The organism is Nocardioides alkalitolerans, from assembly GCA_038184435.1.
Lineage (GTDB): Bacteria > Actinomycetota > Actinomycetes > Propionibacteriales > Nocardioidaceae > Nocardioides > Nocardioides alkalitolerans_A.
In genome coordinates this window covers 1,971,654-1,995,598 of record CP116227.1, presented here as the reverse complement: position 1 = coordinate 1,995,598, position 23,945 = coordinate 1,971,654, and the positions used below count along the sequence as shown (strand labels likewise).

Sequence of the window (23,945 nt, the reverse complement as noted above, 5' to 3'; positions counted from 1 at the left end):
CGGCGCCGTCGTCCGCCCGGTCCTCGTGACCGGGCGGGTGACGGCGCCGTTTCGCTGCGTCAAATGTGAACGCTCCGGCGCCGTTCCCCGCGGCGTACCGCCTCGCTAGCCTCCTCGCACCGCGGTCCGAGCAGCGACCGTCGGTGACTGTCCGTTCTCGGGACGGTCCGGCTCGCGCGCCCGCCCCACGGGCGCGTCTCGCAGAGGATCGAGGACCATTCATGCGCTCCATCACGCGCACGGGTCTCGCGGGTGCCGTCGTGGCGTCCGTCGGGCTCAGCACGGCGGCGCTCGCCGTCACACCGGCGGCCACCGCGGCGGCCGACGACACCGCCCCGCTCTACACGGCGCAGGACGCCGTGGCGGGCCGCTACATCGTGTTCCTCGCCGACGGCGCCACGGCATCGCAGGCCGGCTCGCGGGCGCAGGCGGCGGGAGGCGAGGTCGTCGCCCGGTACGACGCGCTCGGGGGGTACGTCGCGGACCTGACCGCTTCCGAGCTCGCCGCCGTGCGGAACGACCCGTCGGTCGCGTTCGTGCAGGAGGACTCGGTGGTGACGACCTCGGAGGTGGACGCCGCGGCGACGCAGTCCGGCGCCACCTGGGGTCTCGACCGGATCGACCAGCCGAGCCTGCCCCTGGACGGGAGCTACACCTACGACGCGACGGGTGCGGGGGTGACGGCGTACGTCATCGACACCGGCATCGACTCCGACCACCCGGACCTGGGCGGGCGGGTGACCTCCGGGTTCACGTCGATCAACGACGGGCGGGGCACGGAGGACTGCCAGGGCCACGGCACGCACGTGGCGGGCACCGTGGGCGGCACGACGTACGGCGTGGCGAAGGACGTCGACCTCGTCGCGGTCCGGGTGCTGAACTGCCAGGGCTCGGGCTCCAACAGCGGCGTGATCGCGGGCATGGACTGGGTCGCGCAGAACGCCCCGGCCGGCAGCGTCGCCAACATGAGCCTCGGCGGCGGTGCGGACTCCGCGTCCGACGCCGCCGTGAACCGCATGGTGGCCGCGGGCGTGACCACGGTGGTCGCGGCGGGCAACGAGACTCAGGACGCCTGCAACGTCTCGCCGGCGCGGGCGGCCTCGGCGATCACCGTCGCGGCGAGCGACCGCTCCGACCGCATCGCGTCGTTCTCCAACTTCGGCAGCTGCGTCGACGTCTTCGCTCCGGGTGTCGACATCACGTCGGCCTGGACCGGTGGCGGCACCCGCACCATCAGCGGCACGTCGATGGCCTCCCCGCACGTGGCCGGTGCCGCGGCGCTCTACCTCGAGGACCACCCCGGCGCCAGCCCGGCCAGCGTGACCAGCGGCCTCCTCGGCGCGGCGGTGCCGGGCAAGATCGCCGACCCGAAGGGTTCGCCGAACCTGCTCCTGCAGACCGGTGCCGGCGGTGGCGGCACCGACCCCGAGCCGGAGCCCGAGCCCGGCGGCGAGCTCGTGACCAACGGTGGCTTCGAGTCGGGTCCGTCCGGCTGGTCCGGCAACACCGACGTCGTCACGACCTCGGGTGCCGCCGCCGCGACCGGCAGTTGGAAGGCCTGGTTCGGCGGGTACGGCGCGAGCTCGACCGAGTCGCTGACCCAGTCCGTCACGATCCCCTCGGGGCGCACCGCGACGCTGACCTTCAAGCTGCGGGTCACCACCCAGGAGGGACGCACGCCGTACGACTACCTGCGCGTCTCCGTCGGGGGCACGCGGGTGGCCAGCTTCAGCAACGCCGACGCCTCCACGGGCTACGTCACGCGGACCGTCACGCTGACCGGCGTCTCGGGCACCGTGCCGCTGACGTTCACCGGCACGGAGGACTCGTCGCTGGCGACCTCGTTCCTGGTGGACGACGTCTCGGTCCGCTGAGCGACGCGCTCCTCGGGATCGTCAGGCCCGCCTGCGCTGCAGCAACCGCAGCCGCAGGCGGGTCTCGCGTTGCAGCCGTTGGAGGTCCCGCTCGCGTCGGGCGGCCAGCACGCCGCAGAGGAACGCCTCGGGCGGCGTGCCCGGCGGGGGCGGGGGAGCGACGTACGCGTGGAGCTGGTCGGCGAGCTGCAGCGCCAGCACGTGGCGGGAGCGCGGCTCCAGCGTGTGGGCCCGGGCGAGGAACTGCCGGGCGGCGAGCACGAGGTGCGGCGGGGGCGGGGCGATGTCCGCGGTCGCGGCCCACGGGGCGAGCGGCGGCGGCATGGGCGCGGGGAGCGCGAGACGCAGGCTGGCGCGGTCGGAGATGACGTAGGTGCCGGCCGCCAGGTCGCCCAGACGCTTGCCGCGGGGGTGCAGGAGCGCCGTCAGGAAGGCGGGGGCCGCGACGAGCCCGTAGAGCTCGACCACGCCGATCAGGGACCGCGTGAACGCGTGGTGGAAGACGATCGGCCCGCCGTCGTCCCGCACGACCCGCAGGCCGAGGGCGATCTTGCCGACGGAGCGCCCGCGGGTCAGCGTCTCGATCGTCGCGGGCGTCACGATCACGGCGAGGACGAGCGACAGGATCGTGGCGGCCTCGAACAGCGCCGGGTCGGTCGCGATCGTCGCGAGCGCGAGCACCGTCGAGATCGCGACGTAGGCGGCGCCCACGCAGGCCACGTCGATGAACCCGGCGAGCACGCGGGACCCGATGGTCGCCGGTCGCAGCTGCAGGGCCACCGCCTCGCCGGTGACGAGGTCGTCGTCGCCGAGGGCGGACAGCGTGCCGGCGTCGCCGACGCGGCCCGACCGCGGCCAGGGACGCACGCCCGCCCGGCGCGGGGAGGTCGGGGGGTTCGCGGTCGGTGCGCTCATCGCGGCCCAGCATAGGGTGGGCGCCGTGGACCTGGACGCCTATGCCGTGATGCACGCGGGGGAGTGGTACCGCCTCGACCAGCTGTCGCGCGCCGGGCGGCTCTCGGGCGCCGAGGTCGACGAGCTGATGGAGCTCTACGACCGGGTCAGCACCCAGCTGAGCGTGGTGCGCGCCGCCGCGCCGGACGCCGAGGTCGTGGGCTTCCTCTCCACCCTCCTCGCCCGCTCCCGCAACCGGGCGGTGGGCACCCGCACGACCACCTGGCAGGCCGTCGCGGGCTTCTTCACCCACCGCTTCCCGGCCGCGCTCTACCGCCTGCGCTGGTGGTGGGGCGGCACCATCGCGGCCAACGTCGTGCTGTTCCTCGTCTGCTTTCTCTGGCTGCTCGCCAACCCCGAGGTGGAGCGGTCGCTGCTCGACCCTGCGCAGGTGCAGCAGTACGTCGACGAGGACTTCGCCGACTACTACAGCGAGCACGCCCCGACCAGCTTCGGCAGCCTCGTCTGGATCAACAACTCCTGGGTGGCCGGCCTCTGCCTCGCCCTCGGCGTGCTCGGCGTGCCCGTCGTCCTGCTGCTCTTCCTCAACGTCGCCAACGTCGCGCTCGCCGCGGCGCTGATGACCCGGTACGACGCGGGCGCCGAGTTCTGGGGCCTGATCCTGCCCCACGGGTTGCTGGAGCTGACCGCCATCTTCGTCGCGGGCGGCGTGGGCCTGCGGCTCTTCTGGTCGTGGGTGGAACCGGGTGCCCGCACGCGCGGGCAGTCGATGGCGCGGGAGGGACGCACCGCGATGACCGTGGCCCTCGGGCTCGTCGTCGTCCTCTTCGTCTCCGGTGTGCTGGAGGCCGTCGTGACGCCCTCGCCGCTACCCACGCCGATCCGCGTGGGCATCGGCGTGCTCGCGGAGCTGACGTTCCTGGCGTACGTGTTCGTGCTCGGTCGCCGCGCGGCGGCGCAGGGCCACGACGGGGACGTCGCGGAGAGCGTGGCGGGCGACCGCCTGGCCACGGCCGCCTGACGGCCTGACGGCCTGACGCGTCAGAGCTGCCCGCGGGCCTTGAGCGCGAGGTAGTGGTCGGCCAGCACCGGTGGCAGCCGCTCGGCGTCCGTGTCGAGGACGTCCGCCCCGAGCGCGCGGAGCAGGTCGGCCGTGGCCCGGCGGCGCGCCGCGGTCTGCTCGGCCGCCACCGCGGCGTACACGGCGTCGACGTCGGAGCGGTCCGCCGCCAGCGCGTCGAGCGCGGGGTCGCGCACCGAGGCGACGACGACCCGGTGGTGGCGGGTCAACGTGGGCAGCACCGGCAGCAGGCCCTCCTCGATGGAGGCGGGCTCGAGCGGGGTGAGCAGCACGACCAGGGCACGGCGGCGGCCGAGCTCCTGCACGCCCCCTGCCAGGGTGCGCCAGTCGGCCTCCGCGATGACGGGGCCGAGGTCGGCCATCGCCTCGGACAGCGGGTGCACCACGCTGGTGCCGCCGCCCGTGCGCAGGCGGCGCCGCACGACGCGGTCGCCGGCCAGGAAGTCGATGCGGTCGCCCGCCCTCGACGCGAGGGCGGCCAGCAGCAGGGCGGCGTCCATGGCCGAGTCGAGGCGGGGCACGTCGTCCACGCGGCCGGCCGAGGTGCGGGAGGTGTCGAGCACGACCACGACCCGCCGGTCGCGCTCCGGCTGCCAGGTGCGCACGACCACGTTGCGGGTGCGGGCGCTGGCGCGCCAATCGATCGAGCGCACGTCGTCGCCCCGCACGTACTCGCGCAACGAGTCGAACTCCGTGCCCTGGCCGCGCACCCGCAGCGCAGAGCGACCGTCGAGCTCGCGCAGCCGGGCGAGCCGGCTGGGGAGGTGCTTGCGCGAGTCGAAGGCCGGCAGCGCGCGCACCGAGCCGGGCACGTCGAGCGTGCGCTGGCGGACGCCGAGGCCGAGGGGGCCGCGCACCCGCAAGGTCACCCCGGCAGCCCGGAGGTCGCCCCGGCGGCGGGGGAGCAGGGGCGTCACGGCCCGGGCGCCGCCCCCGGCGGCGACCTTCAGCCGGTGCCGGTTGTCGGAGGCGCCCGCGGTGGGCTGCCAGGCGTCGCGCAGCGCGAGCCGTACGGCGCGGTTCCCGCGGTTGCGGACGAGGAGGCGACTGGTCGCCCCGGTGCCGAGGCGGATGCTGCCGACGGGGGAGCGGGTGACCTCGAGGTCGCGCAGGGACGGGGCGAGCGCCACGTCCACGGCGACCACGACCGCGACCACCAGCGCCCAGGCCCAGGGCGTGACGGGGTCCGGCTGCAGCACCACGGGCACGATGCCCAGGGCGAGCAGGACGAGGACGCGGCCGGTGATCGTCACGCGAGCCTCAGCGGGGGACGGGCACGCTGGCGAGGGCCGTCGCCAGCACCTGGCCGACCTGCACGCCCTCGAGCTCGGCCTCGGGCCGCAGGGTGAGCCGGTGGGCGAGCGTCGCGTGGGCGAGCGCCTTGACGTCGTCGGGCGTCACGTAGTCGCGGCCCTGGAGCCACGCCCACGCCCGCGAGGTGCGCAGCAGGGCGGTGGCGCCACGGGGGCTGACGCCGAGGTCGAGCGACGGCGACTCCCGCGTGGCGCGGGCGATGTCGACGACGTAGCCGAGCACCTCGTCCCGCACCTGCACCGAGCGCACGGCTTCCTGCCCCGCGACGATGTCCGCGGGGCCCGCGACCGCGGCCACCCCGGCGCCGGCGACGTCGCGGGGGTCGAACCCGCCCGCGTGCCGCCGCAGCACCTCGATCTCGGAGCCGCGGTCGGGCACGGGGAGCACGACCTTGAGGAGGAAGCGGTCGAGCTGGGCCTCGGGCAGCGGGTAGGTGCCCTCGTACTCGACGGGGTTCTGCGTGGCCGCGACGAGGAACGGGGCGGGCAGACGACGCGACACGCCGTCGACAGAGACCTGGCCCTCCTCCATCGCCTCGAGGAGCGCGGACTGCGTCTTGGGGGGCGTGCGGTTGATCTCGTCGGCGAGCAGGAGGTTGGTGAAGACCGGCCCCTCGCGGAAGACCAGCTCGCCGCCACCGGACTCGATCACCATGGAGCCGGTGATGTCGCCGGGCATCAGGTCCGGCGTGAACTGCACCCGCCGGGTGTCCACCTCGAGCGACGCGGCCAGGGTGCGGACCAGGAGCGTCTTCGCAACACCGGGCACGCCCTCCATGAGCACGTGGCCCCCGCAGAGGAGGGCGACCAGGAGGCCGGAGACGGCAGCGTCCTGTCCGACCACGGTCTTGGCGACCTCGCGCCGCACGGCGGCGAGCCGCTCGCGGGCGTCGCCGCCGGGCTTGCCGAGGGTGAAGGGCGGGGGCGGGGGCGTCTCGCTCATGCGCGACGTACCTCTCTCTCCAGGTCTCTGAGCTGGTGGGCGAACTGCAGGAGCTGCTGGTCGTCGGTGGGGACCGGGGCGGCGGGGTCGAGCAGGAGCCCGACGAGCCCTACGGGCCAGCCGGAACGGCGGGCAACCTCGTGCACGACGGCGGCGGCCGGGGCGCCGCGGGTGGAGCCGACCTGCTGCGCGAGCCGCTCGCGGGTCGCGTCGCGCAGCGCCCGCGCGGCGTGCTCGCGGTCCCCGCTGCGGCGGTAGAGGCGGCCACGGCTCTCGGTGGTCTCGATGGCGCGCACGACGACCGGCAGCGGCTCGGTCGCGAGCGGCCCGAAGCGGCGTCCGCGCCACACCATGGCGGCCACGACGGTGAGGGCGGCGAGCCAGACGGCCGGCACGACCCAGTCGGGGAGGAACGAGCCGATCGAGGCGCCCTCGTCGTCGGAGATGTCGGCGGGGTCGGGCACGTACCAGACCAGCCGGTCCTCCGCGCCGAGCAGGCGGAGGGCCACCGCGGCGTTGTCCGCCTCGAGCACCTGGTCGTTGGTCAGCACCTCGTCGAGGCCGAGCAGCACGACGTCGCCGTCCACGGCGAGGAGCACGCCGTCGTCGGTGGGGAAGCAACCGGCGACGTCGTCGAACGCGACGCCGGCCTCCACGGCGACCTCGAGGCCGTCGAGGTCGACCCCGGCGGCGCCGTCGCCGTCGCCGTCGCCGTCGCAGCTCGCGGTGACGCCGTCGGCGGCGCCGACCCGGCGACCGTCGGTGAACCCGAACAGCTCGGCCACGCCGCGGCGCGGGTCGGCCACGAGGAGCCGCGCCGCCCCGTGGCCGTTGGCGAGGTCCTCGGCGGCCGCGCGTCCCAGGGCCGCGGGGTCGCTCACGAGGAGGGTCGTGTCCTGGTCGACGTCGGCGTCGGCCAGCGCCTCGGCGTCGCGCACGACCTCGACCTCCACGCCCTGGTCGGCGAGCACGCGGGCGAGGGCCCGCCCACCGTCGGGACCGGCCTCGTCGGGGTCCAGACGGCCCTCGCCGGGCTCCTGGGTGCCGACGAGCAGGCCGCCCACGAGCAGGGCGACGAGCGCGACCAGCACCACGATGGTGGTCAGGCGGGGCCGGCGTCGACGGCGGCCGCCCGACGCCCCCGCCGTGGCTCCCGCCGCCGTGGGCGCGGCCGGGGTCGTCGTGCTCATCGGACCCCCGCCAGGTCGTCGTCGAGCGCCAGCACGCCGCGCGCGCGGTCCGCGTCGGCCGGACGCTCGCCGTACATGACCTCGTCGAAGAGGTGGGCCACGGCCAGCACCTCGGCGCCGCGCGCCGGGAGCTCGGCGGCCAGGGCGCGGGCCACCTCGCCCGCGGTGGCCCCGGGCACGTCCTCGATCACGCCGACCTCGATCTGACGCAGGGCGAGCGCGCGGTAGCCGTCGACGACCGCGTCGGCGTACCGGCCCTCCGCGAGGGCCCGCTCGGCCCGACGACGCAGGTCGGCCGCCGAGACGACCTCCTCGCCGAAGAGCGAGCGGCGGCGGGCCACGTGCTCCGAGCGCGACCAGCGCGCGCGGCTGATCAGCCAGGCCAGCACGAGGACCAGCACGATGAGCACGACCCACGAGGCGATGGACTGGGCGACGGCGAACCCGCCGGCGTCCGGGGTGCGGGTCGGGCCGGTGAACCGCTCCGCGAGCCAGTCACGGATGCGCTGGAGGAGGTCGCTCTCCCGGTACTCGGGGCGCAGCAGCTCCTCGCGCAGCGCGTCGCGCGCCTCCTCGGGCGTGGGCTCGAGCGGCGGGTCCCACCGCGGGGACCCGGTCACCGGGCGCCCTCGGCGCGGAGGGTGACGTCGTAGCCCTCCGTGCGGATGCGGCGGTCGAGGTAGAGCACGGCGATGACCGCGGCGAGGTACGGCGCGGCGAGCGCTGGCGGCACGACGGTGGCCACGACGAGCGCCACCGTGGCGACCACCTCGCCCGCACCGCCGCCGGCGCCGGGCGCCAGCTCCGCGACGAGGAGGGGCGGGACGGCGAGGAGCGTGGTCGCGACGGCCGCGACGATGCTGGCGAGGACGAGGACGCCCCAGGTGCGCAGGAACCCGCCCCGGCTCAGGCGGAACCCGCGGCGGACGCCTGCCACGACGCCGGTCCGCTCCACCACGATGGCCGGCACCACGTAGACGGTCAGCCGCACGGTGAACCAGGAGGCGGCCACGAAGAGGAGGGGAGCACCCAGCAGGCAGAGCAGCAGGAAGAGGCCGACGTCCACGACCGTCCCGACCGCGACGGCGAGCGCCACGGCCGCGGCGAGCAGCACGCCGAGGGCGAGGGTGAGGCCGAGCGAGGCGCCGAGCATGGCCCAGCGGCGTCCTCGCGTGCGGCGCCACGCCTCCTCGAGGCTGAGCAGGTGTCCCGTCGCGGCCGCGTGCACCACGTGGGCGACGACGCCGGTGAGGAGCACCGTGCCGATGAAGGACAGCGCGCCGTTGGCCACGACGACGACGCTCGACTCCAGCAGCGCGACGATCGAGGCCGACGCACCGTCGCCGCGGGGGAGCCGTCCCCCGAGGCCGTCGACGAGCGCCACGACCGCGGTCGGCACCAGGAGGGCGAGCGCCGCGACGACGAAGCCGGGACCGAGGGTGGGGCCGGGCGCGCGCCGCACGATCGTGAGCGCCGTGTCGAGCACGTCACCGAGCCCGAGCGGGCGGAGGGGGACCGGACCGGGTTGCGGGTCGAGCACCGGACGACGGTCGGGCGCCCCGGCGCGTCCCGGAGCCTCGGGGCCCAGCAGGTGGGCCAGCTCCGCGGCGTACGGCGAGGGGCGGCGCGACGCGGGGCCGGCGCTTCCCGGCGCGACACCCGGGCCGACACCGGGCACGGCACCGGGCGCGCCCTGGGTCCCCGTCATCGTGCCCCCGTCGCTCGGTGCGGGCAGCGCCGTCTGGCCTCCCCCGTGGTCGTGCGGCATGCTACCGGGTGGCTCGGGAACGCCTCGCGCACGCGGGGACGGACCCGATTTGGCGTCACCTGCAGGTGTCTGCCAAGATAGCCCGGTTGCTTCGACGGGTCGTCGGGCACGTGTGGCTCCATCTTGATCACTGAATCGCGTCTCCTGCCGGGCTCGCCCTGGCGTGCGTCCGGTGCTCGAGCGTGAAGCCGCACCGCACCTGGGGACCCGATCAGCCCGACGAACCGGTCGGGTGCCGACAACGACATCGCAGGACCCCGGTCCTGTCGCGCCTGGCGCAGAGTTCTGTGCCAAGCCTGCGACACGCCCGACCGCGTGGGTCGGAGATGTCACGGTGAGCGACCGGCGGTGCGGCCCCACCCGGGGAGGCATCGTGACAGGACAGCACGCGGTGCCCCAGCGCGGGTACGAACGAGTAAGGACGAGAGAGACCTATGGCGGGACAGAAGATCCGCATCAGGCTCAAGGCCTACGACCACGAGGTCATCGACACCTCGGCGCGCAAGATCGTGGACACGGTCACCCGCACGGGCGCGAAGGTCGCCGGCCCGGTGCCGCTGCCGACGGAGAAGAACGTCTACTGCGTCATCCGTTCGCCCCACAAGTACAAGGACAGCCGCGAGCACTTCGAGATGCGCACCCACAAGCGCCTCATCGACATCATCGACCCGACCCCGAAGACGGTGGACTCGCTCATGCGACTCGACCTCCCCGCGGGTGTCGACATCGAGATCAAGCTCTGAGTTCGGGCAGGACGGAGACAACAGAGCCATGACCATCGAACGCAACGTCAAGGGCCTGCTGGGCACGAAGCTCGGCATGACCCAGACCTGGGACGAGAACAACCGCATCGTCCCCATCACGGTGATCGCCGCGTCGACCAACGTCGTCGCCGGCATCCGCACCCCCGACGTGGACGGCTACAACGCCATCCAGGTCGGCTTCGGCGAGATCGAGGGCCGCAAGGTCAACAAGCCGGAGGCCGGCCAGTTCGCGAAGGCGGGCGTCACACCCCGTCGTCACGTCGTCGAGATCCGCACCGCCGACGCCACGACCTACTCGGTCGGCCAGGAGCTCAGCCCCGCCGATGTCTTCACCCCCGGTGACGAGATCGACGTGACGGGCACGAGCAAGGGCAAGGGCTTCGCGGGCACGATGAAGCGCCACGGCTTCTCGGGTGTGGGCGCCTCGCACGGTGCGCACCGCAACCACCGCAAGCCGGGCTCCATCGGCGCCTGCGCCACGCCGGGCCGTGTCTTCAAGGGCACGCGCATGTCGGGCCGCATGGGTGGCGCGACCGTCACCACGCAGAACATCACCGTCCACGCGGTGGACGCCGAGAAGGGCCTCGTGCTCCTGAAGGGTGCCGTCCCTGGCCCCAAGGGCAGCGTCGTCGTGCTCCGCTCGGCCGCCAAGAAGCAGGAGGCGAGCAAGTGAGCGACGTCAAGAAGGTCGCCGTTGACCTGCCCGCCGAGGTCTTCGGCGTCGCGGTCAACATCCCGCTGATCCACCAGGTCGTCGTGGCCCAGCAGGCTGCGGCCCGCCAGGGCACGCACGCCACGAAGACGCGGGCCGAGGTCCGCGGTGGTGGCCGCAAGCCCTACAAGCAGAAGGGCACCGGCCGCGCCCGCCAGGGCTCGACCCGCGCGCCGCAGTTCGTCGGCGGTGGCGTCGTGCACGGCCCGCAGCCGCGCAGCTACGACCAGCGCACGCCCAAGAAGATGAAGGCCGCCGCCCTCAAGGGTGCGCTGTCCGACCGGGCTGCCAACGGTCGCGTGCACGTGGTCGAGAGCCTCGTCACGGGCGAGACGCCCTCGACGAAGGCCGCGAAGACGGCGCTCGCGTCGCTCTCCGACCGTCGCCGCGTGCTCGTGGTGCTGGACCGCGACGAGACCGTCACCTGGCTCTCGCTGCGCAACCTGCCGACCGTCCACGTGGTCGCCCAGGACCAGATCAACACCTACGACGTGCTCGTGTCCGACGACGTGGTCTTCACGTCGGCGGCCTACGACCAGCTCGTCGCACGCCTCGCCGGTCAGAAGGAGGATGCCAAGTGAGCGCCCTGAACAAGGACCCGCGCGACATCCTGCTCGCGCCCGTGGTCTCCGAGAAGAGCTACGGCCTGCTCGACGCGAACAAGTACACGTTCCTCGTGCACCCGGACGCGAACAAGACCGAGATCAAGATCGCGGTGCAGAAGGTCTTCGGCGTCACGGTGACCTCGGTCAACACGCTGAACCGCGCGGGCAAGACGCGTCGCACGCGCAACGGCATCGGCAAGCGGAAGAGCACGAAGCGGGCCATCGTGAGCCTCGCCGAGGGTGACTCCATCGACATCTTCGGGGGCTCGGTCTCCTGACCGGGGCTGCCTAAGACAAGGACAGACACTATGGCTATCCGTAAGTACAAGCCGACCACGCCCGGTCGTCGCGGTTCGTCGGTCGCCGACTTCGTCGAGATCACCCGCACGACGCCCGAGAAGTCGCTGACGCGCCCGCTGCCCAAGAAGGGCGGCCGCAACAACCAGGGCCGGATCACCACCCGGCACCAGGGTGGCGGTCACAAGCGCGCCTACCGCATCATCGACTTCCGTCGCTACGACAAGGACGGCGTGCCGGCCAAGGTCGCGCACATCGAGTACGACCCGAACCGCACCGCGCGCATCGCGCTGCTGCACTACGTCGACGGCGAGAAGCGCTACATCGTGGCGCCGAAGGGCCTGACGCAGGGCACGGTCGTCGAGTCGGGTCCCAACTCCGACATCAAGACCGGCAACAACCTGCCGCTGCGCAACATCCCGGTCGGCACGACGATCCACTGCATCGAGCTGCGTCCCGGCGGCGGCGCCAAGATGGCCCGCTCCGCGGGCAACTCGGCCCAGCTGGTCGCTCGTGAGGGCTCGCGCGCCACGCTGCGTCTGCCCTCGGGAGAGATGCGCTTCGTCGACGTGCGCTGCCGCGCCACGATCGGCGAGGTCGGCAACGCCGAGCAGTCGAACATCAACTGGGGCAAGGCCGGCCGCATGCGCTGGAAGGGCCGTCGCCCCACCGTCCGTGGTGTCGTCATGAACCCGGTCGACCACCCGCACGGTGGTGGTGAGGGCAAGACGTCCGGTGGTCGCCACCCCGTCTCGCCCTGGGGCAAGCCCGAGGGCCGCACGCGCAAGCGCAAGGCCAGCGACGCCCAGATCATCCGTCGTCGCAAGTCCGGCAAGAAGCGCTGATAGGGAAGTAACGAGATGCCTCGCAGCCTGAAGAAGGGCCCCTTCGTCGACGGCCACCTCACCAAGAAGGTGGACGCCGAGAACGAGAAGGGCACCCACAACGTCATCAAGACGTGGTCGCGCCGCTCGATGATCGTGCCGGACATGATCGGTCACACGATCGCCGTGCACGACGGTCGCAAGCACGTCCCCGTGTTCGTCACCGACTCGATGGTCGGTCACAAGCTGGGCGAGTTCGCCCCGACCCGCACCTACCGCGGGCACGTGAAGGAAGACCGGAAGGGGCGTCGTCGATGAGCACCACCGAGCGTCAGCGCACGAGCGCGCGCCGGGAGTCCCTCCTCGGCGACCAGCCGGGTGCGTTCGCCAGCGCCCGTTTCGTCCGCATCACCCCGCTGAAGGTGCGTCGCGTCGTCGACATGGTGCGCGGTCTCCCCGTCGCCGAGGCGCAGGCCATCCTGGCCTTCGCCCCGCAGGCGGCCTCCGAGACCGTCGCCAAGGTGCTCGAGTCGGCCATCGCCAACGCCGAGACCACGGAGGGCCTCAAGGCCGCCGACCTGGTCATCTCGGTCGCGCAGGTCGACGAGGGCCCCACGATGAAGCGGTGGCGGCCGCGGGCCCAGGGCCGGGCCACGCGCATCAACAAGCGCACCAGCCACATCACCCTCGCCGTTCAGCCCGCCGACGTGGTGGCCGGCACGAAGAAGAAGGGACGGTCCGCCTGATGGGTCAGAAGATCAACCCGAACGGCTTCCGCCTCGGCGTCTCGACCGACCACCGGAGCCGTTGGTACGCCGACAAGCTCTACAAGTCGTACGTCGGCGAGGACGTCGCCATCCGCAAGCTGCTCAGCAAGGGCATGGAGCGGGCCGGCATCTCGAAGGTGGAGATCGAGCGCACGCGTGACCGCGTCCGCGTCGACATCCACACCGCGCGCCCGGGCATCGTCATCGGTCGCCGTGGCGCCGAGGCCGACCGCATCCGTGGCGAGCTCGAGAAGCTCACGGGCAAGCAGGTGCAGCTGAACATCCTCGAGGTCAAGAACCCCGAGATCGACGCGCAGCTGGTCGCCCAGGGCGTCGCCGAGCAGCTCTCCGGTCGCGTGCAGTTCCGTCGCGCCATGAAGAAGGCGATCCAGACCTCGATGCGCTCCGGTGCCAAGGGCATCCGGATCCAGTGCTCGGGCCGCCTCAACGGCGCCGAGATGTCGCGCACGGAGTTCTACCGCGAGGGCCGCGTGCCCCTGCACACGCTCCGCGCCGACATCGACTACGGCTTCTACGAGGCCCGCACGACCTTCGGCCGCATCGGCGTGAAGGTCTGGATCTACAAGGGCGAGGTCGCGGGCACCCGCGCCGAGCGTGAGGCGCAGGCTGCGGCCCGTGCCGGTGCGCCCGGCCGCGGTGGCCGTCCGGCGCGTGGCGGGGAGCGTCCGGGCCGTGGCTCGCGCGGCGACCGTCCGACGCGTGCGGGCCGCGACGCCGGCACCGCCGAGGCTGCGGCGACCGAGGCTCCGGCCCCGGCTGCCGCCGAGACCGCTGCCGCTCCGGCAGCCACGGAGGGCTGATCCCCATGCTGATGCCCCGTCGCGTCAAGCACCGCAAGCAGCACCACCCGAAGCGGACCGGTGCCGCCAAGGGCGGTACGTCGCTGAACTTCGGCGACTTCGGTATCCAGGCGATCGAGTCGCACTACGTGACCAACCGCCAGATCGAGTCGGCCCGTATCGCGATGACCCGTCACATCAAGCGTGGCGGCAAGGTCTGGATCAACATCTACCCGGACCGTCCGCTCACGAAGAAGCCCGCCGAGACCCGCATGGGTTCCGGCAAGGGCTCGCCCGAGTGGTGGGTGGCCAACGTCAAGGCTGGTCGTGTCATGTTCGAACTCTCCGGTGTGTCGGAGGACGTTGCCCGCGAGGCCATGCGCCGCGCGATCCACAAGCTCCCGATGAAGTGCCGCTTCATCTCCCGCGAGGCAGGTGAATTCTGATGTCGCAGAAGGTCAGCAAGGCTTTCGAGCTCGACGAGCTCGAGGGTGCGGATCTCGCGGAGAAGCTGCGGGAGGCCAAGGAGGAGCTGTTCAACCTCCGGTTCCAGGCGGCCACCGGCCAGCTCGAGAACAACAGCCGTCTCCGCACGGTGAAGAAGGACATCGCCCGGATCTACACGGTGCTCCGTGAGCGCGAGCTCGGGATCCGCACCGCGCCGGGCTCCGACGAGATCACGAAGGACGGCGCTGCATGAGCACCGAGACGAACCAGGACGTTCCCGCTCGGGGCGCGCGCAAGGTCCGCGAGGGCATCGTGGTCAGCGACAAGATGGACAAGACCGTCGTGGTCGAGGTCGAGGACCGCGTGAAGCACGCGCTCTACGGCAAGGTCATGCGGCGCACGAGCAAGCTCAAGGCTCACGACGAGCCCAACGAGTGCGGCACCGGCGACCGCGTCCTGATCATGGAGACCCGCCCGCTGTCCGCCACCAAGCGGTGGCGCGTGGTCGAGGTCCTCGAGAAGGCGAAGTGACCTCTCGCCTCACGGCGAGCCAGAAACCCCACTAGTTCGGCCAGGCTCCCCCTCCTCGTGAGGGGGAGAACCGGCACGACATCCAGGAGAGAAGATGATCCAGCAGGAGTCGCGACTCAAGGTCGCCGACAACACGGGTGCGAAGGAGATCCTCTGCATCCGCGTTCTCGGTGGCTCGGGTCGGCGCTACGCCGGAATCGGCGATGTCATCGTCGCCACCGTGAAGGACGCGATCCCCGGTGGCAACGTGAAGAAGGGTGACGTCGTCAAGGCGGTCGTCGTGCGCACCGTCAAGGAGCGCCGCCGTCCGGACGGTTCCTACATCCGTTTCGACGAGAACGCCGCCGTGATCCTCAAGAACGACGGCGAGCCGCGCGGCACGCGCATCTTCGGCCCCGTGGGCCGCGAGCTGCGCGAGAAGAAGTTCATGAAGATCATCTCGCTCGCGCCGGAGGTGCTCTGACATGGCGAAGCTCAAGATCAAGAAGGGTGACACCGTCAAGGTGATCGCCGGCAAGGACAAGGGTGCCCAGGGCAAGGTCATCAACGTCCTCCGCGAGGAGGACCGCGTGATCGTCGAGGGTGTCAACCGCGTCAAGAAGCACACGAAGGCGGCGCCGCAGGGCGGCGACGCGACCGGCGGCATCATCACCACCGAGGCCCCGATCCACATCTCGAACGTGATGCTGGTCGAGGGCGACGGCGTGACCCGCGCGGGCTTCAAGCGCGTCGAGGCGACCAAGCGTCGCGCCGACGGCTCGGAGTACGCCGCGGGCCGCAGCGTGCGCGTGTCGCGCAAGACCGGCGAGGAGATCTGACATGACCGAGACCACCGTCGCCGTGCCGACGCCGCGTCTGAAGACGCGGTACCGCGAGGAGATCCTCCCCGCGCTGAAGTCGGAGTTCGACATCGCCAACGTCATGCAGGTCCCCGGTCTGACGAAGATCGTGGTCAACATGGGTGTCGGCGAGGCTGCCCGCGACTCGAAGCTGATCGAGGGCGCCATCCGCGACCTCACCGCGATCACGGGGCAGAAGCCGCAGGTCACGAAGGCCCGCAAGTCCATCGCGCAGTTCAAGCTGCGCGAGGGCATGCCGATCGGTGCGCACGTCACGCTGCGCGGCGACCGCATGTGGGAGTTCCTCGACCGGCTGCTGTCGCTCGCCCTCCCGCGCATCCGCGACTTCCGGGGCCTCTCGCCCAAGCAGTTCGACGGTCGTGGCAACTACACGTTCGGTCTGACCGAGCAGGTCATGTTCCACGAGATCGACCAGGACAAGGTCGACCGCTCGCGCGGCATGGACATCACCGTGGTGACGACCGCCACGAACGACGAGCAGGGTCGGGCGCTGCTGAAGCAGCTCGGCTTCCCCTTCAAGGAGAACTGACATGGCGAAGACGTCGCTGAAGGTCAAGGCCGCGCGCAAGCCGAAGTTCGCGGTTCGTGGCTACACCCGCTGCCAGCGCTGCGGCCGGCCGAAGGCGGTCTACCGCAAGTTCGGCCTCTGCCGCATCTGCCTGCGCGAGATGGCGCACCGGGGCGAGCTGCCCGGCGTGACCAAGTCGAGCTGGTGACCCAGCCCCTCCCGCACCAGCCGTTTCCGTTCCAGCACGAGTCGCTGTAGGTCCCACCGCCGTGACGGCGGTGGGAAACCACGGTGGAGAAAGGCCTTGTGGCCATGACGATGACTGACCCGATCGCAGACATGCTCACGCGTCTGCGCAACGCCAACCAGGCGTACCACGATGCTGTCGAGATGCCGTACAGCAAGCTGAAGGAGGGCGTCGCCGCCATCCTGAAGCAGGAGGGCTACGTGACCTCCTTCGAGGTGACCGACAACCTCGACCCGAAGACCGGCGAGCCGGCCGTCGGCAAGACGCTGCGCATCACGCTCAAGTACGGCCGCAACCGCGAGCGCTCGATCGCCGGTGTCCGGCGCATCAGCAAGCCCGGTCTGCGGGTGTACGCCAAGCACACCAACCTGCCGAAGGTCCTCGGTGGCCTGGGCGTCGCGATCATCTCGACGAGCCAGGGCCTCCTGACCGACCGTCAGGCCAACAAGAAGGGCGTGGGTGGGGAAGTCCTCGCCTACGTCTGGTGACGAGAGACCGAGAGAGGAGACACGAAGCATGTCGCGCATTGGCAAGCTCCCCATCCCGGTCCCGTCCGGAGTCGACGTCGCGATCGACGCGAGCCTGGTGACGGTCAAGGGCCCCAAGGGCACCCTGACCCACACGGTTCCCGCGCCGATCACCGTCGAGAAGGCCGACGGCACGCTGGAGGTGAAGCGCCCGAACGACGAGCGCGAGAGCCGCTCGCTGCACGGCCTCACCCGCACGCTGGTCGCCAACATGGTGACGGGTGTGACGGAGGGCTACGAGAAGAAGCTCGAGATCGTGGGCGTCGGTTACCGCGTCCTGTCGAAGGGCCCGACCCAGCTGGAGTTCCAGCTCGGCTACAGCCACTCGATCACGGTCAACGCTCCCGAGGGCATCACGTTCGCGGTCGAGGGCCCGACGAAGCTCGGTGTCCAGGGCATCGACAAGCAGCTCGTCGGTGAGACCGCGGCCAAGATCCGCAAGCTCCGCAAGCCCGAGCCCTACAAGGGCAAGGGCGTTCGCTACGCGGGCGAGCAGGTCCGCCGCAAGGTCGGAAAGGCAGGTAAGTGACGATGGCCATCTCCCTTGCCAACAACAAGCACACCGCGGCGCGCGTCAAGGCGCGCCTGCGTCGCCAGGCCCGCGGACGCAAGCGCGTCTCGGGCACGGCGGAGCGTCCTCGTCTGGTCGTGACCCGCAGCGCCAAGCACATCTCGGTGCAGGTCGTCGACGACGTGGTCGGCAAGACCCTCGTCTCCGCGTCGTCCCTCGAGACCGAGCTCCGCTCGCTCGACGGCGACAAGACGGCGAAGGCCAAGCGGGTCGGCGAGCTCGTCGCCGAGCGCGCGAAGTCGAACGGTGTCGACTCGGTCGTGTTCGACCGGGCCGGCAACAAGTACCACGGTCGCGTCGCGGCCCTCGCGGACGGTGCCCGCGAGGGTGGCCTGACCTTCTGATCGCGAAGACAAGCCAGAGAGAGAAGAGGAAAGTCTCATGAGCGGACCCCAGCGCGGACGCGCCGGCGGCGAGCGCCAGGGCGGTGACCGTCGCGGCCGCGACGATCGTCGTGGTGGCGGCGCCGACAAGACCGCCTACATCGAGCGCGTCGTCGCGATCAACCGTGTCGCCAAGGTCGTGAAGGGTGGTCGTCGCTTCAGCTTCACCGCCCTCGTGATCGTCGGTGACGGCGACGGCCTGGTCGGCGTCGGCTACGGCAAGGCCAAGGAGGTGCCCGCCGCCATCGCGAAGGGCGTCGAGGAGGCGAAGAAGAGCTTCTTCCGCGTCCCCCGAGTGCAGGGCACGATCCCTCACCCGGTCCAGGGCGAGAAGGCGGCTGGCGTCGTCTTCCTGCGCCCGGCGGCCCCCGGTACCGGTGTCATCGCCGGCGGCCCGGTGCGCGCGGTGCTCGAGTGCGCGGGCATCCACGACGTGCTGAGCAAGTCGCTCGGCTCGTCCAACCAGATCAACATCGTGCACGCCACGGTGGAGGCGCTGCGCCTCCTCGAGGAGCCCGAGTCGGTGGCCGCTCGTCGCGGCCTGCCGGTCGAGGACGTCGCTCCGGCCGCACTGCTCAAGGCCCGCGCCGAGGCGCCGGCCACGGCGGGGGTGTCGGACTGATGGCGCACCTCAAGGTCGAGCAGAAGAAGTCGGGGATCGGCCGCAAGCAGAACCAGCGCGACACCCTGCGCTCGCTGGGTCTCAAGCGGATCGGCGACGTCGTCGTCAAGGAGGACCGTCCCGAGATCCGCGGGATGGTCAACGCGGTCCGTCACCTCGTGACCGTCGAGGAGGTCGACTGACATGACGCTGAAGATCCACAACCTGCGTCCCGCCAAGGGCGCCAAGACCGCGAAGACCCGTGTGGGTCGCGGTGAGGGCTCGAAGGGCAAGACCGCGGGCCGCGGTACCAAGGGCACCAAGGCTCGCTACCAGGTTCCGGTCGCCTTCGAGGGTGGCCAGATGCCGATCCACATGCGGCTCCCGAAGCTCAAGGGCTTCAAGAACCCGTTCAAGGTGGAGTTCCAGGTCGTCAACCTCGACCGTATCGGCGAGCTGTTCCCCGAGGGGGGCGAGGTCTCCAAGGAGGCGCTCGTCGCCCGGGGTGCGGTGCGCAAGAACCAGCCCGTGAAGGTGCTGGGCACGGGAGACATCTCCGTGGCGGTCCAGGTCTCCGCGGACGCCGTCTCGGCGTCCGCCAAGGAGAAGATCGAGGCGGCCGGCGGCAGCGTCACCGTCGTCGGTGCGTGACCACGAAGGACTGATCGACGAGGGCGTCGTCGGGCGATGAGCCCGACGGCGCCCTCTCGTCGTACTCCAACCTGAGTGCAACAAACAGCCTGTTAGGCTCAGCCGCGGCTCTCCTGAGGGGGGAGGCTGGCCAGCGGCCGTGTGCCGCCCCTGAAGAAAGAGGACCCTGTGCTCGGCGCCTTCGCCAACGCCTTCCGGACGCCGGACCTGCGACGCAAGCTGCTCTTCGTCCTGGGCGTCGTCGTGATCTTCCGGCTCGGCTCGCAGATCCCGTCGCCCGGTGTGCACGTGGACAACGTGCAGACCTGCCTCAACCGCGTCGAGGACGACGGGCTCTACACCCTGATCAACCTCTTCTCCGGTGGAGCGCTCCTGCAGCTCACCATCTTCGCGCTCGGGATCATGCCGTACATCACGGCGAGCATCATCCTGCAGCTGCTGGTGGTGGTGATCCCGCGGCTGGAGGCCCTCAAGAAGGAGGGCCAGTCCGGCCAGGCCAAGATCACGCAGTACACGCGCTACCTCACCCTGGCGCTCGCGGTCCTGCAGGCCACCGGCATCGTCGCCCTGGCGCGCAGCCAGCAGCTCCTCCAGGGCTGCACGGAGCCGCTGCTCCACAACCAGGACAGCAAGCTCACGTTCCTGGTGATGGTCGTGACCATGACCGCCGGCACGGCCGTCATCATGTGGCTCGGCGAGCTCATCACCGACCGCGGCATCGGCAACGGCATGTCGATCCTCATCTTCTGCCAGGTCGTCGCCACGTTCCCGGGCTCGCTCTGGGCGGTCCGCCAGTCGCAGGGCTGGGGCACCTTCGCCATCGTGATGGTGGTGGGCTTGGCGCTCGTCGCGGCGGTCATCTTCATCGAGCAGGCGCAGCGCCGCATCCCGGTGCAGTACGCGCGCCGCATGGTGGGGCGCCGCATGTTCGGCGGCAGCTCGACCTACATCCCGCTCAAGGTGAACCAGGCCGGCATCATCCCGGTCATCTTTGCCAGCTCGTTGCTCTACCTCCCGGCCATGGCCGCCCAGTTCAACCAGAGCTCCGACTCCGGGTGGGTGAACTGGATCAACGACCACTTCGTCCGCGGAGACCACCCGCTCTACATGGCGGTCTACTTCGCGCTCATCATCTTCTTCACGTACTTCTACGTCTCGATCACCTTCAACCCGAAGGAAGTCGCGGACAACATGAAGAAGTACGGCGGCTTCATCCCCGGGATCCGGGCGGGCAAGCCGACCGAGGACTACCTGTCCTACGTCCTGTCCCGCATCACGCTGCCGGGAGCCCTCTACCTCGGTCTCATCTCGCTCGTGCCGCTCATGGCGTTCGCCGCCATCGGTGCGAACCAGAACTTCCCGTTCGGCGGCACGTCGATCCTCATCATGGTGGGTGTCGCGCTCGACACGGTGAAGCAGATCGAGAGCCAGCTCCAGCAGCGCAACTACGAAGGATTCCTCCGCTGATGCGTCTCATCATCATGGGCCCCCCCGGGGCCGGCAAGGGCACCCAGGCTGCCGGGATCGCCGCGCGCTACGAGATCCCCGCGATCTCGACGGGCGACATCTTCCGGGCCAACGTCTCGCAGGGCACGCCGCTCGGGGTCGAGGCGAAGCGCTACATGGACGCCGGCGACTACGTGCCCGACTCGGTCACCAACAACATGGTGCGCGACCGCCTCGCCGAGGCCGACGCCACCGACGGGTTCCTGCTCGACGGCTACCCGCGCACGCTGGCCCAGGTCGACGAGCTCGACGGCATGCTGCAGGCGGCCGGTGTCTCCCTCGACGCGGTGCTCGTGCTGACGGTGGACGACGAGGAGCTCGTGCAGCGCCTCGTGCGTCGCGCGCAGACCGACGGCCGCACCGATGACACCGAGGACGTCATCCGCCACCGGCAGGACGTCTACAACGAGCAGACGGCCCCGCTCATCAAGGTCTACGCCGACCGCGGGCTGCTCCGCACCGTCGACGGCATGGGCGAGGTCGACGACGTGGCGAAGCGCATCGCCGCCGAGCTCGACGACGTCCGCGCCTGACCCGCCGGGTCCCGACGTCGTGGGTCTGCTGCGCCGCGGTGCGGAGCTGAAGACGCCGGAACAGCTCGACCTCATGCGTCAGGCCGGCCTCGTGGTCGGCCTGACGCTCGAGCTGCTCGCGGAGCGCGTCGCGCCGGGCATGACGACGCGCGACCTCGACCGCATCGCCGAGGACCACATCCGTGGTCACGGCGCCACGCCGTCGTTCCTGGGCTACCACGGGTTCCCCGGCACGCTCTGCGTGTCGGTGAACGACGAGGTGGTGCACGGGATCCCGGGGGAGCGCGTGCTGCGCGAGGGTGACGTGGTCTCCATCGACTGCGGCGCGATCGTGGAGGGCTACCACGGCGACGCGGCGGTCACGGTCGCCCTCGGGGACGTTCCCGCGCGCGTCAGCGAGCTCCTCGAGGTGACCGAGGGTGCGCTGTGGGCCGGGATCGCGGCGTACCGGCTCGGGGGTCGCGTGGGCGACATCTCCCACGCGGTCGAGTCCCACGTCCGGGGCCGCAGCGACTTCGGCATCGTGGAGGACTTCACCGGCCACGGCATCGGTACGGCGCTGCACCAGCCTCCCGACGTACCGAACCTCGGGCGGCCCGGGCGCGGCCTCCGCATCACGGAGGGTCTCGTGCTGGCCATCGAGCCCATGGTGACGCTGGGGGACCAGGCGAACGACACCCTCGACGACGACTGGACGGTCGTGACGCGGGACCACCAGGTCGCCGCGCACTTCGAGCACACGGTGACCGCGACGCCGGACGGTCTCTGGGTGCTGACCGCCGTCGACGGGGGTCGCGCCGCGCTGGCCGATGCCGGGATCGCGTACGGCGGGAGGTAGCGTGTCGCCGCTCGGGTGGCGGACGGCCCCCGGGCGTCGGCTCCTCCAGCAAAGGCGTGACCCGTGATCCTCAAGACCTTCGGGTGGTCGTTCGCGATCACCGTCGCCGGCCTCGCCGGTGCGTTCCTCTACGGCTGGAAGGACGGCGCTTCCGCCGCCCTGGCCGCCATGACGGTGGCCGCGATCCTCATCGTGCTCGAGGTGTCGCTGTCCTTCGACAACGCCGTGGTCAACGCCAAGGTGCTCAGCCGGATGTCGCCGTTCTGGCAGAAGATGTTCCTCACCGTCGGCATCCTCATCGCCGTCTTCGGCATGCGGCTGGTGTTCCCGTTCATCGTCGTGTGGGCCTCGGCCGGGCTCGATCCCGTGCACGCCTGGGACCTGGCGATGCAGGGCAACGACGTGCCCGAGGGGCAGGAGACCTACGCCCACATCCTCCACGACGCCCACCCGATCATCGCGGCCTTCGGCGGCATGTTCCTCATGATGATCTTCCTCGACTTCTTCATCGACGACGAGAAGGAGCACCACTGGCTCGGCCCGATCGAGCGGCCCTTCCAGCGGCTCAGCGCCGTCGGTGGTGTCTCCGTGGCGATCGCCCTGGGCTCCCTCGTGCTGGTGGCCGAGCTGTTCCGCAACATCGCCCCCGACAAGCTCCCGGACGACAAGTTCGGCTCGGTGCTGCTCGCCGGCATCCTCGGCCTGCTGACCTACCTCGTGGTCGGTGGCCTGGGCGAGGCGTTCGAGGGGTCGTCGGGCCTGGCGGACGACGAGGACATGGGCCCGCAGCGCGAGGTCGGCACCGGCGAGGTCGTGCTGGCCACCGGCAAGGCGGCGTTCTTCATGTTCCTCTACCTCGAGGTGCTCGACGCCAGCTTCTCGTTCGACGGCGTCATCGGCGCGTTCGCCATCACGACCGATCCCATCGTCATCGCGATCGGTCTCGGTGTGGGCGCGCTCTACGTCCGGTCGATCACGGTCTACCTGGTGCGCAAGGGCACGCTGTCGGAGTACCGCTACCTCGAGCACGGCGCCCACTGGGCGATCGGCGCGCTGGCGATCCTGCTCTTCGTCACCATGGGTGTCGAGATCCCCGAGGTCGTCACCGGCTTGATCGGCGTCGTCATCATCCTGTCCGCCGTCGGGTGGAGCGTGCGCGAGAACCGCCTGCACCCGGAGGAGAAGCACGACGTCCTCGTCTGAGTGCTTCGTCGCCCCCACTAGGCTCGTGGACGGACCTGGTCGACGAGGGAGAGGGGCGACGAGCACCGTGGGGATCACGCTGCAGAAGGGCGGCAACGTCTCGCTGGCGAAGGCTGCGGGGGCGCCGCTCACGAAGCTGAGCATCGGGCTGGGCTGGGACGTGCGCTCGACGACGGGCGCGGACTTCGACCTCGACGCGTCGGCGCTGCTGCTCGGTGGGTCCGGCAAGGTGCTGAGCGACCAGCACTTCGTCTTCTACAACAACCTGACCTCCCCGGACGGCTCCGTGCACCACACCGGCGACAACCTCACGGGGGAGGGCGACGGCGACGACGAGGTCATCGAGGTCGACCTGACCCTGGTGCCGGCGGAGGTGCAGCGCATCGTCTTCCCGGTCTCCATCCACGACGCGCACGCGCGGGGCCAGAGCTTCGGGCAGGTGACGAACGCGTTCATCCGCGTCGTCGACGCCGTGCGCGGCAGCGAGGTCGCCCGCTTCGACCTCACCGAGGACGCGAGCACCGAGACCGCGATGGTCTTCGGGGAGCTGTACCTGCGCGACGGCGACTGGAAGTTCCGCGCCATCGGCCAGGGCTACGCGTCGGGCCTGCTCGGCATCGTGCAGGACTTCGGGGTGAACGCGAGCTGACGCCCCTCCGTCGTCGCGGGGGCGTGGCTCCTACGAT

34 protein-coding genes are annotated in these 23,945 nt (G+C 71.3%); 28 read left to right on the top strand and 6 right to left on the bottom strand.

Translation table 11 applies throughout. The annotated features are described in order from the left end of the window. Positions 1-221 precede the first annotated feature (221 nt). Positions 222-1,874, top strand: coding sequence for a S8 family serine peptidase (locus PIR53_09580; GenBank protein WZH54224.1), 1,653 nt, complete (start codon positions 222-224; stop codon positions 1,872-1,874). Positions 1,875-1,895: 21 nt separating this feature from the next. On the opposite strand, the gene PIR53_09575 is transcribed toward PIR53_09580, so the two are convergent. After that, a complete protein-coding gene (locus tag PIR53_09575; GenBank protein ID WZH54223.1) occupies positions 1,896-2,789 on the bottom strand; it encodes an RDD family protein in 894 nt (297 codons plus the stop codon). A gap of 25 nt (positions 2,790-2,814) precedes the next feature. Between PIR53_09575 and PIR53_09570 the strand changes: the two genes are divergently transcribed. Then, positions 2,815-3,810, top strand: coding sequence for a stage II sporulation protein M (locus PIR53_09570; protein WZH54222.1), 996 nt, complete (start codon positions 2,815-2,817; stop codon positions 3,808-3,810). Positions 3,811-3,830: 20 nt separating this feature from the next. Here the strand turns inward: PIR53_09570 and PIR53_09565 are convergent, their stop codons facing one another. The 5 genes from PIR53_09565 to PIR53_09545 are packed head-to-tail and all read right to left on the bottom strand — an operon-like array spanning position 3,831 to position 9,024. Beyond that, positions 3,831-5,123: a DUF58 domain-containing protein gene (locus PIR53_09565; protein WZH54221.1), complete on the bottom strand. Its 1,293-nt coding sequence runs from the start codon at positions 5,121-5,123 to the stop codon at positions 3,831-3,833. 7 nt (positions 5,124-5,130) lie between these two features. Then, complete coding sequence (locus tag PIR53_09560; protein WZH54220.1) at positions 5,131-6,126, bottom strand: MoxR family ATPase; 996 nt, start codon at positions 6,124-6,126, stop codon at positions 5,131-5,133. Continuing rightward, entirely contained in the window at positions 6,123-7,316 is a 1,194-nt protein-coding gene (locus tag PIR53_09555; protein WZH54219.1) for a DUF4350 domain-containing protein, read from the bottom strand. Before PIR53_09555 ends, PIR53_09560 begins: the two co-directional genes overlap by 4 nt. Continuing rightward, positions 7,313-7,936, bottom strand: coding sequence for a DUF4129 domain-containing protein (locus PIR53_09550; protein WZH54218.1), 624 nt, complete (start codon positions 7,934-7,936; stop codon positions 7,313-7,315). Before PIR53_09550 ends, PIR53_09555 begins: the two co-directional genes overlap by 4 nt. Next, positions 7,933-9,024, bottom strand: coding sequence for a hypothetical protein (locus tag PIR53_09545; GenBank protein ID WZH54217.1), 1,092 nt, complete (start codon positions 9,022-9,024; stop codon positions 7,933-7,935). Before PIR53_09545 ends, PIR53_09550 begins: the two co-directional genes overlap by 4 nt. 494 nt (positions 9,025-9,518) lie before the next feature. On the opposite strand from PIR53_09545, the gene rpsJ reads away from it, so the two are divergent. The 26 genes from rpsJ (at position 9,519) to PIR53_09415 (ending at position 23,908) form a co-directional block, all read left to right on the top strand. Continuing rightward, positions 9,519-9,827 carry a 30S ribosomal protein S10 gene (rpsJ, locus tag PIR53_09540; GenBank protein ID WZH54216.1) on the top strand — a complete coding sequence of 103 codons (309 nt, stop codon included), beginning with the start codon at positions 9,519-9,521 and terminating at the stop codon, positions 9,825-9,827. 28 nt (positions 9,828-9,855) lie between these two features. Beyond that, a complete protein-coding gene (gene rplC, locus PIR53_09535) occupies positions 9,856-10,521 on the top strand; it encodes a 50S ribosomal protein L3 (protein ID WZH54215.1) in 666 nt (221 codons plus the stop codon). Next, a complete protein-coding gene (gene rplD, locus PIR53_09530; protein WZH54214.1) occupies positions 10,518-11,141 on the top strand; it encodes a 50S ribosomal protein L4 in 624 nt (207 codons plus the stop codon). The genes rplC and rplD overlap by 4 nt, the downstream gene beginning before the upstream one ends. Then, on the top strand, positions 11,138-11,443 hold the full coding sequence (gene rplW, locus PIR53_09525; protein WZH54213.1) for a 50S ribosomal protein L23: 306 nt from the start codon (positions 11,138-11,140) through the stop codon (positions 11,441-11,443). Before rplD ends, rplW begins: the two co-directional genes overlap by 4 nt. 30 nt (positions 11,444-11,473) lie before the next feature. Next, positions 11,474-12,307, top strand: coding sequence for a 50S ribosomal protein L2 (gene rplB, locus PIR53_09520; protein ID WZH54212.1), 834 nt, complete (start codon positions 11,474-11,476; stop codon positions 12,305-12,307). A 15-nt stretch (positions 12,308-12,322) separates the two neighbouring features. Next, a complete protein-coding gene (gene rpsS / locus PIR53_09515) occupies positions 12,323-12,604 on the top strand; it encodes a 30S ribosomal protein S19 (protein WZH54211.1) in 282 nt (93 codons plus the stop codon). Then, positions 12,601-13,032, top strand: coding sequence for a 50S ribosomal protein L22 (gene rplV / locus PIR53_09510; GenBank protein ID WZH54210.1), 432 nt, complete (start codon positions 12,601-12,603; stop codon positions 13,030-13,032). The genes rpsS and rplV overlap by 4 nt, the downstream gene beginning before the upstream one ends. Then, a complete protein-coding gene (rpsC, locus tag PIR53_09505; GenBank protein WZH54209.1) occupies positions 13,032-13,874 on the top strand; it encodes a 30S ribosomal protein S3 in 843 nt (280 codons plus the stop codon). The genes rplV and rpsC overlap by 1 nt, the downstream gene beginning before the upstream one ends. A gap of 5 nt (positions 13,875-13,879) precedes the next feature. Then, on the top strand, positions 13,880-14,299 hold the full coding sequence (gene rplP / locus PIR53_09500) for a 50S ribosomal protein L16 (protein WZH54208.1): 420 nt from the start codon (positions 13,880-13,882) through the stop codon (positions 14,297-14,299). Continuing rightward, complete coding sequence (gene rpmC, locus PIR53_09495) at positions 14,299-14,553, top strand: 50S ribosomal protein L29 (protein WZH54207.1); 255 nt, start codon at positions 14,299-14,301, stop codon at positions 14,551-14,553. Before rplP ends, rpmC begins: the two co-directional genes overlap by 1 nt. Next, positions 14,550-14,831 carry a 30S ribosomal protein S17 gene (gene rpsQ, locus PIR53_09490; protein WZH54206.1) on the top strand — a complete coding sequence of 94 codons (282 nt, stop codon included), beginning with the start codon at positions 14,550-14,552 and terminating at the stop codon, positions 14,829-14,831. The genes rpmC and rpsQ overlap by 4 nt, the downstream gene beginning before the upstream one ends. 94 nt (positions 14,832-14,925) lie before the next feature. Further along, the gene (gene rplN, locus PIR53_09485; GenBank protein WZH54205.1) at positions 14,926-15,294 is read left to right on the top strand and encodes a 50S ribosomal protein L14; all 369 of its coding nucleotides are present in this window, start codon (positions 14,926-14,928) and stop codon (positions 15,292-15,294) included. 1 nt (position 15,295) lies between these two features. Then, a complete protein-coding gene (gene rplX / locus PIR53_09480) occupies positions 15,296-15,649 on the top strand; it encodes a 50S ribosomal protein L24 (protein ID WZH54204.1) in 354 nt (117 codons plus the stop codon). A 1-nt stretch (position 15,650) separates the two neighbouring features. Then, positions 15,651-16,220 (top strand): 50S ribosomal protein L5, encoded by a 570-nt coding sequence (gene rplE / locus PIR53_09475; GenBank protein WZH54203.1) that lies wholly within the window; start codon positions 15,651-15,653, stop codon positions 16,218-16,220. A 1-nt stretch (position 16,221) separates the two neighbouring features. Next, on the top strand, positions 16,222-16,407 hold the full coding sequence (locus PIR53_09470; GenBank protein ID WZH54202.1) for a type Z 30S ribosomal protein S14: 186 nt from the start codon (positions 16,222-16,224) through the stop codon (positions 16,405-16,407). A gap of 104 nt (positions 16,408-16,511) precedes the next feature. Then, positions 16,512-16,934 (top strand): 30S ribosomal protein S8, encoded by a 423-nt coding sequence (rpsH, locus tag PIR53_09465; protein WZH54201.1) that lies wholly within the window; start codon positions 16,512-16,514, stop codon positions 16,932-16,934. 28 nt (positions 16,935-16,962) lie between these two features. Then, positions 16,963-17,502: a 50S ribosomal protein L6 gene (rplF, locus tag PIR53_09460; protein ID WZH54200.1), complete on the top strand. Its 540-nt coding sequence runs from the start codon at positions 16,963-16,965 to the stop codon at positions 17,500-17,502. A gap of 2 nt (positions 17,503-17,504) precedes the next feature. Continuing rightward, complete coding sequence (gene rplR / locus PIR53_09455; protein ID WZH54199.1) at positions 17,505-17,888, top strand: 50S ribosomal protein L18; 384 nt, start codon at positions 17,505-17,507, stop codon at positions 17,886-17,888. 37 nt (positions 17,889-17,925) lie between these two features. Further along, on the top strand, positions 17,926-18,549 hold the full coding sequence (gene rpsE / locus PIR53_09450) for a 30S ribosomal protein S5 (GenBank protein ID WZH54198.1): 624 nt from the start codon (positions 17,926-17,928) through the stop codon (positions 18,547-18,549). Further along, positions 18,549-18,731, top strand: a complete 183-nt coding sequence (gene rpmD, locus PIR53_09445) for a 50S ribosomal protein L30 (protein WZH54197.1) — start codon at positions 18,549-18,551, stop codon at positions 18,729-18,731. Before rpsE ends, rpmD begins: the two co-directional genes overlap by 1 nt. 1 nt (position 18,732) lies before the next feature. Next, positions 18,733-19,179: a 50S ribosomal protein L15 gene (gene rplO / locus PIR53_09440; protein WZH54196.1), complete on the top strand. Its 447-nt coding sequence runs from the start codon at positions 18,733-18,735 to the stop codon at positions 19,177-19,179. A gap of 168 nt (positions 19,180-19,347) precedes the next feature. After that, positions 19,348-20,646 carry a preprotein translocase subunit SecY gene (gene secY / locus PIR53_09435; protein WZH54195.1) on the top strand — a complete coding sequence of 433 codons (1,299 nt, stop codon included), beginning with the start codon at positions 19,348-19,350 and terminating at the stop codon, positions 20,644-20,646. Further along, complete coding sequence (locus PIR53_09430) at positions 20,646-21,218, top strand: adenylate kinase (protein WZH54194.1); 573 nt, start codon at positions 20,646-20,648, stop codon at positions 21,216-21,218. The genes secY and PIR53_09430 overlap by 1 nt, the downstream gene beginning before the upstream one ends. Before the next feature lie 19 nt (positions 21,219-21,237). Then, positions 21,238-22,056: a type I methionyl aminopeptidase gene (gene map / locus PIR53_09425; protein ID WZH54193.1), complete on the top strand. Its 819-nt coding sequence runs from the start codon at positions 21,238-21,240 to the stop codon at positions 22,054-22,056. A gap of 63 nt (positions 22,057-22,119) precedes the next feature. Continuing rightward, positions 22,120-23,259: a DUF475 domain-containing protein gene (locus tag PIR53_09420; GenBank protein WZH54192.1), complete on the top strand. Its 1,140-nt coding sequence runs from the start codon at positions 22,120-22,122 to the stop codon at positions 23,257-23,259. 67 nt (positions 23,260-23,326) lie between these two features. Continuing rightward, positions 23,327-23,908: a TerD family protein gene (locus tag PIR53_09415; protein ID WZH54191.1), complete on the top strand. Its 582-nt coding sequence runs from the start codon at positions 23,327-23,329 to the stop codon at positions 23,906-23,908. Positions 23,909-23,945 lie beyond the last annotated feature (37 nt).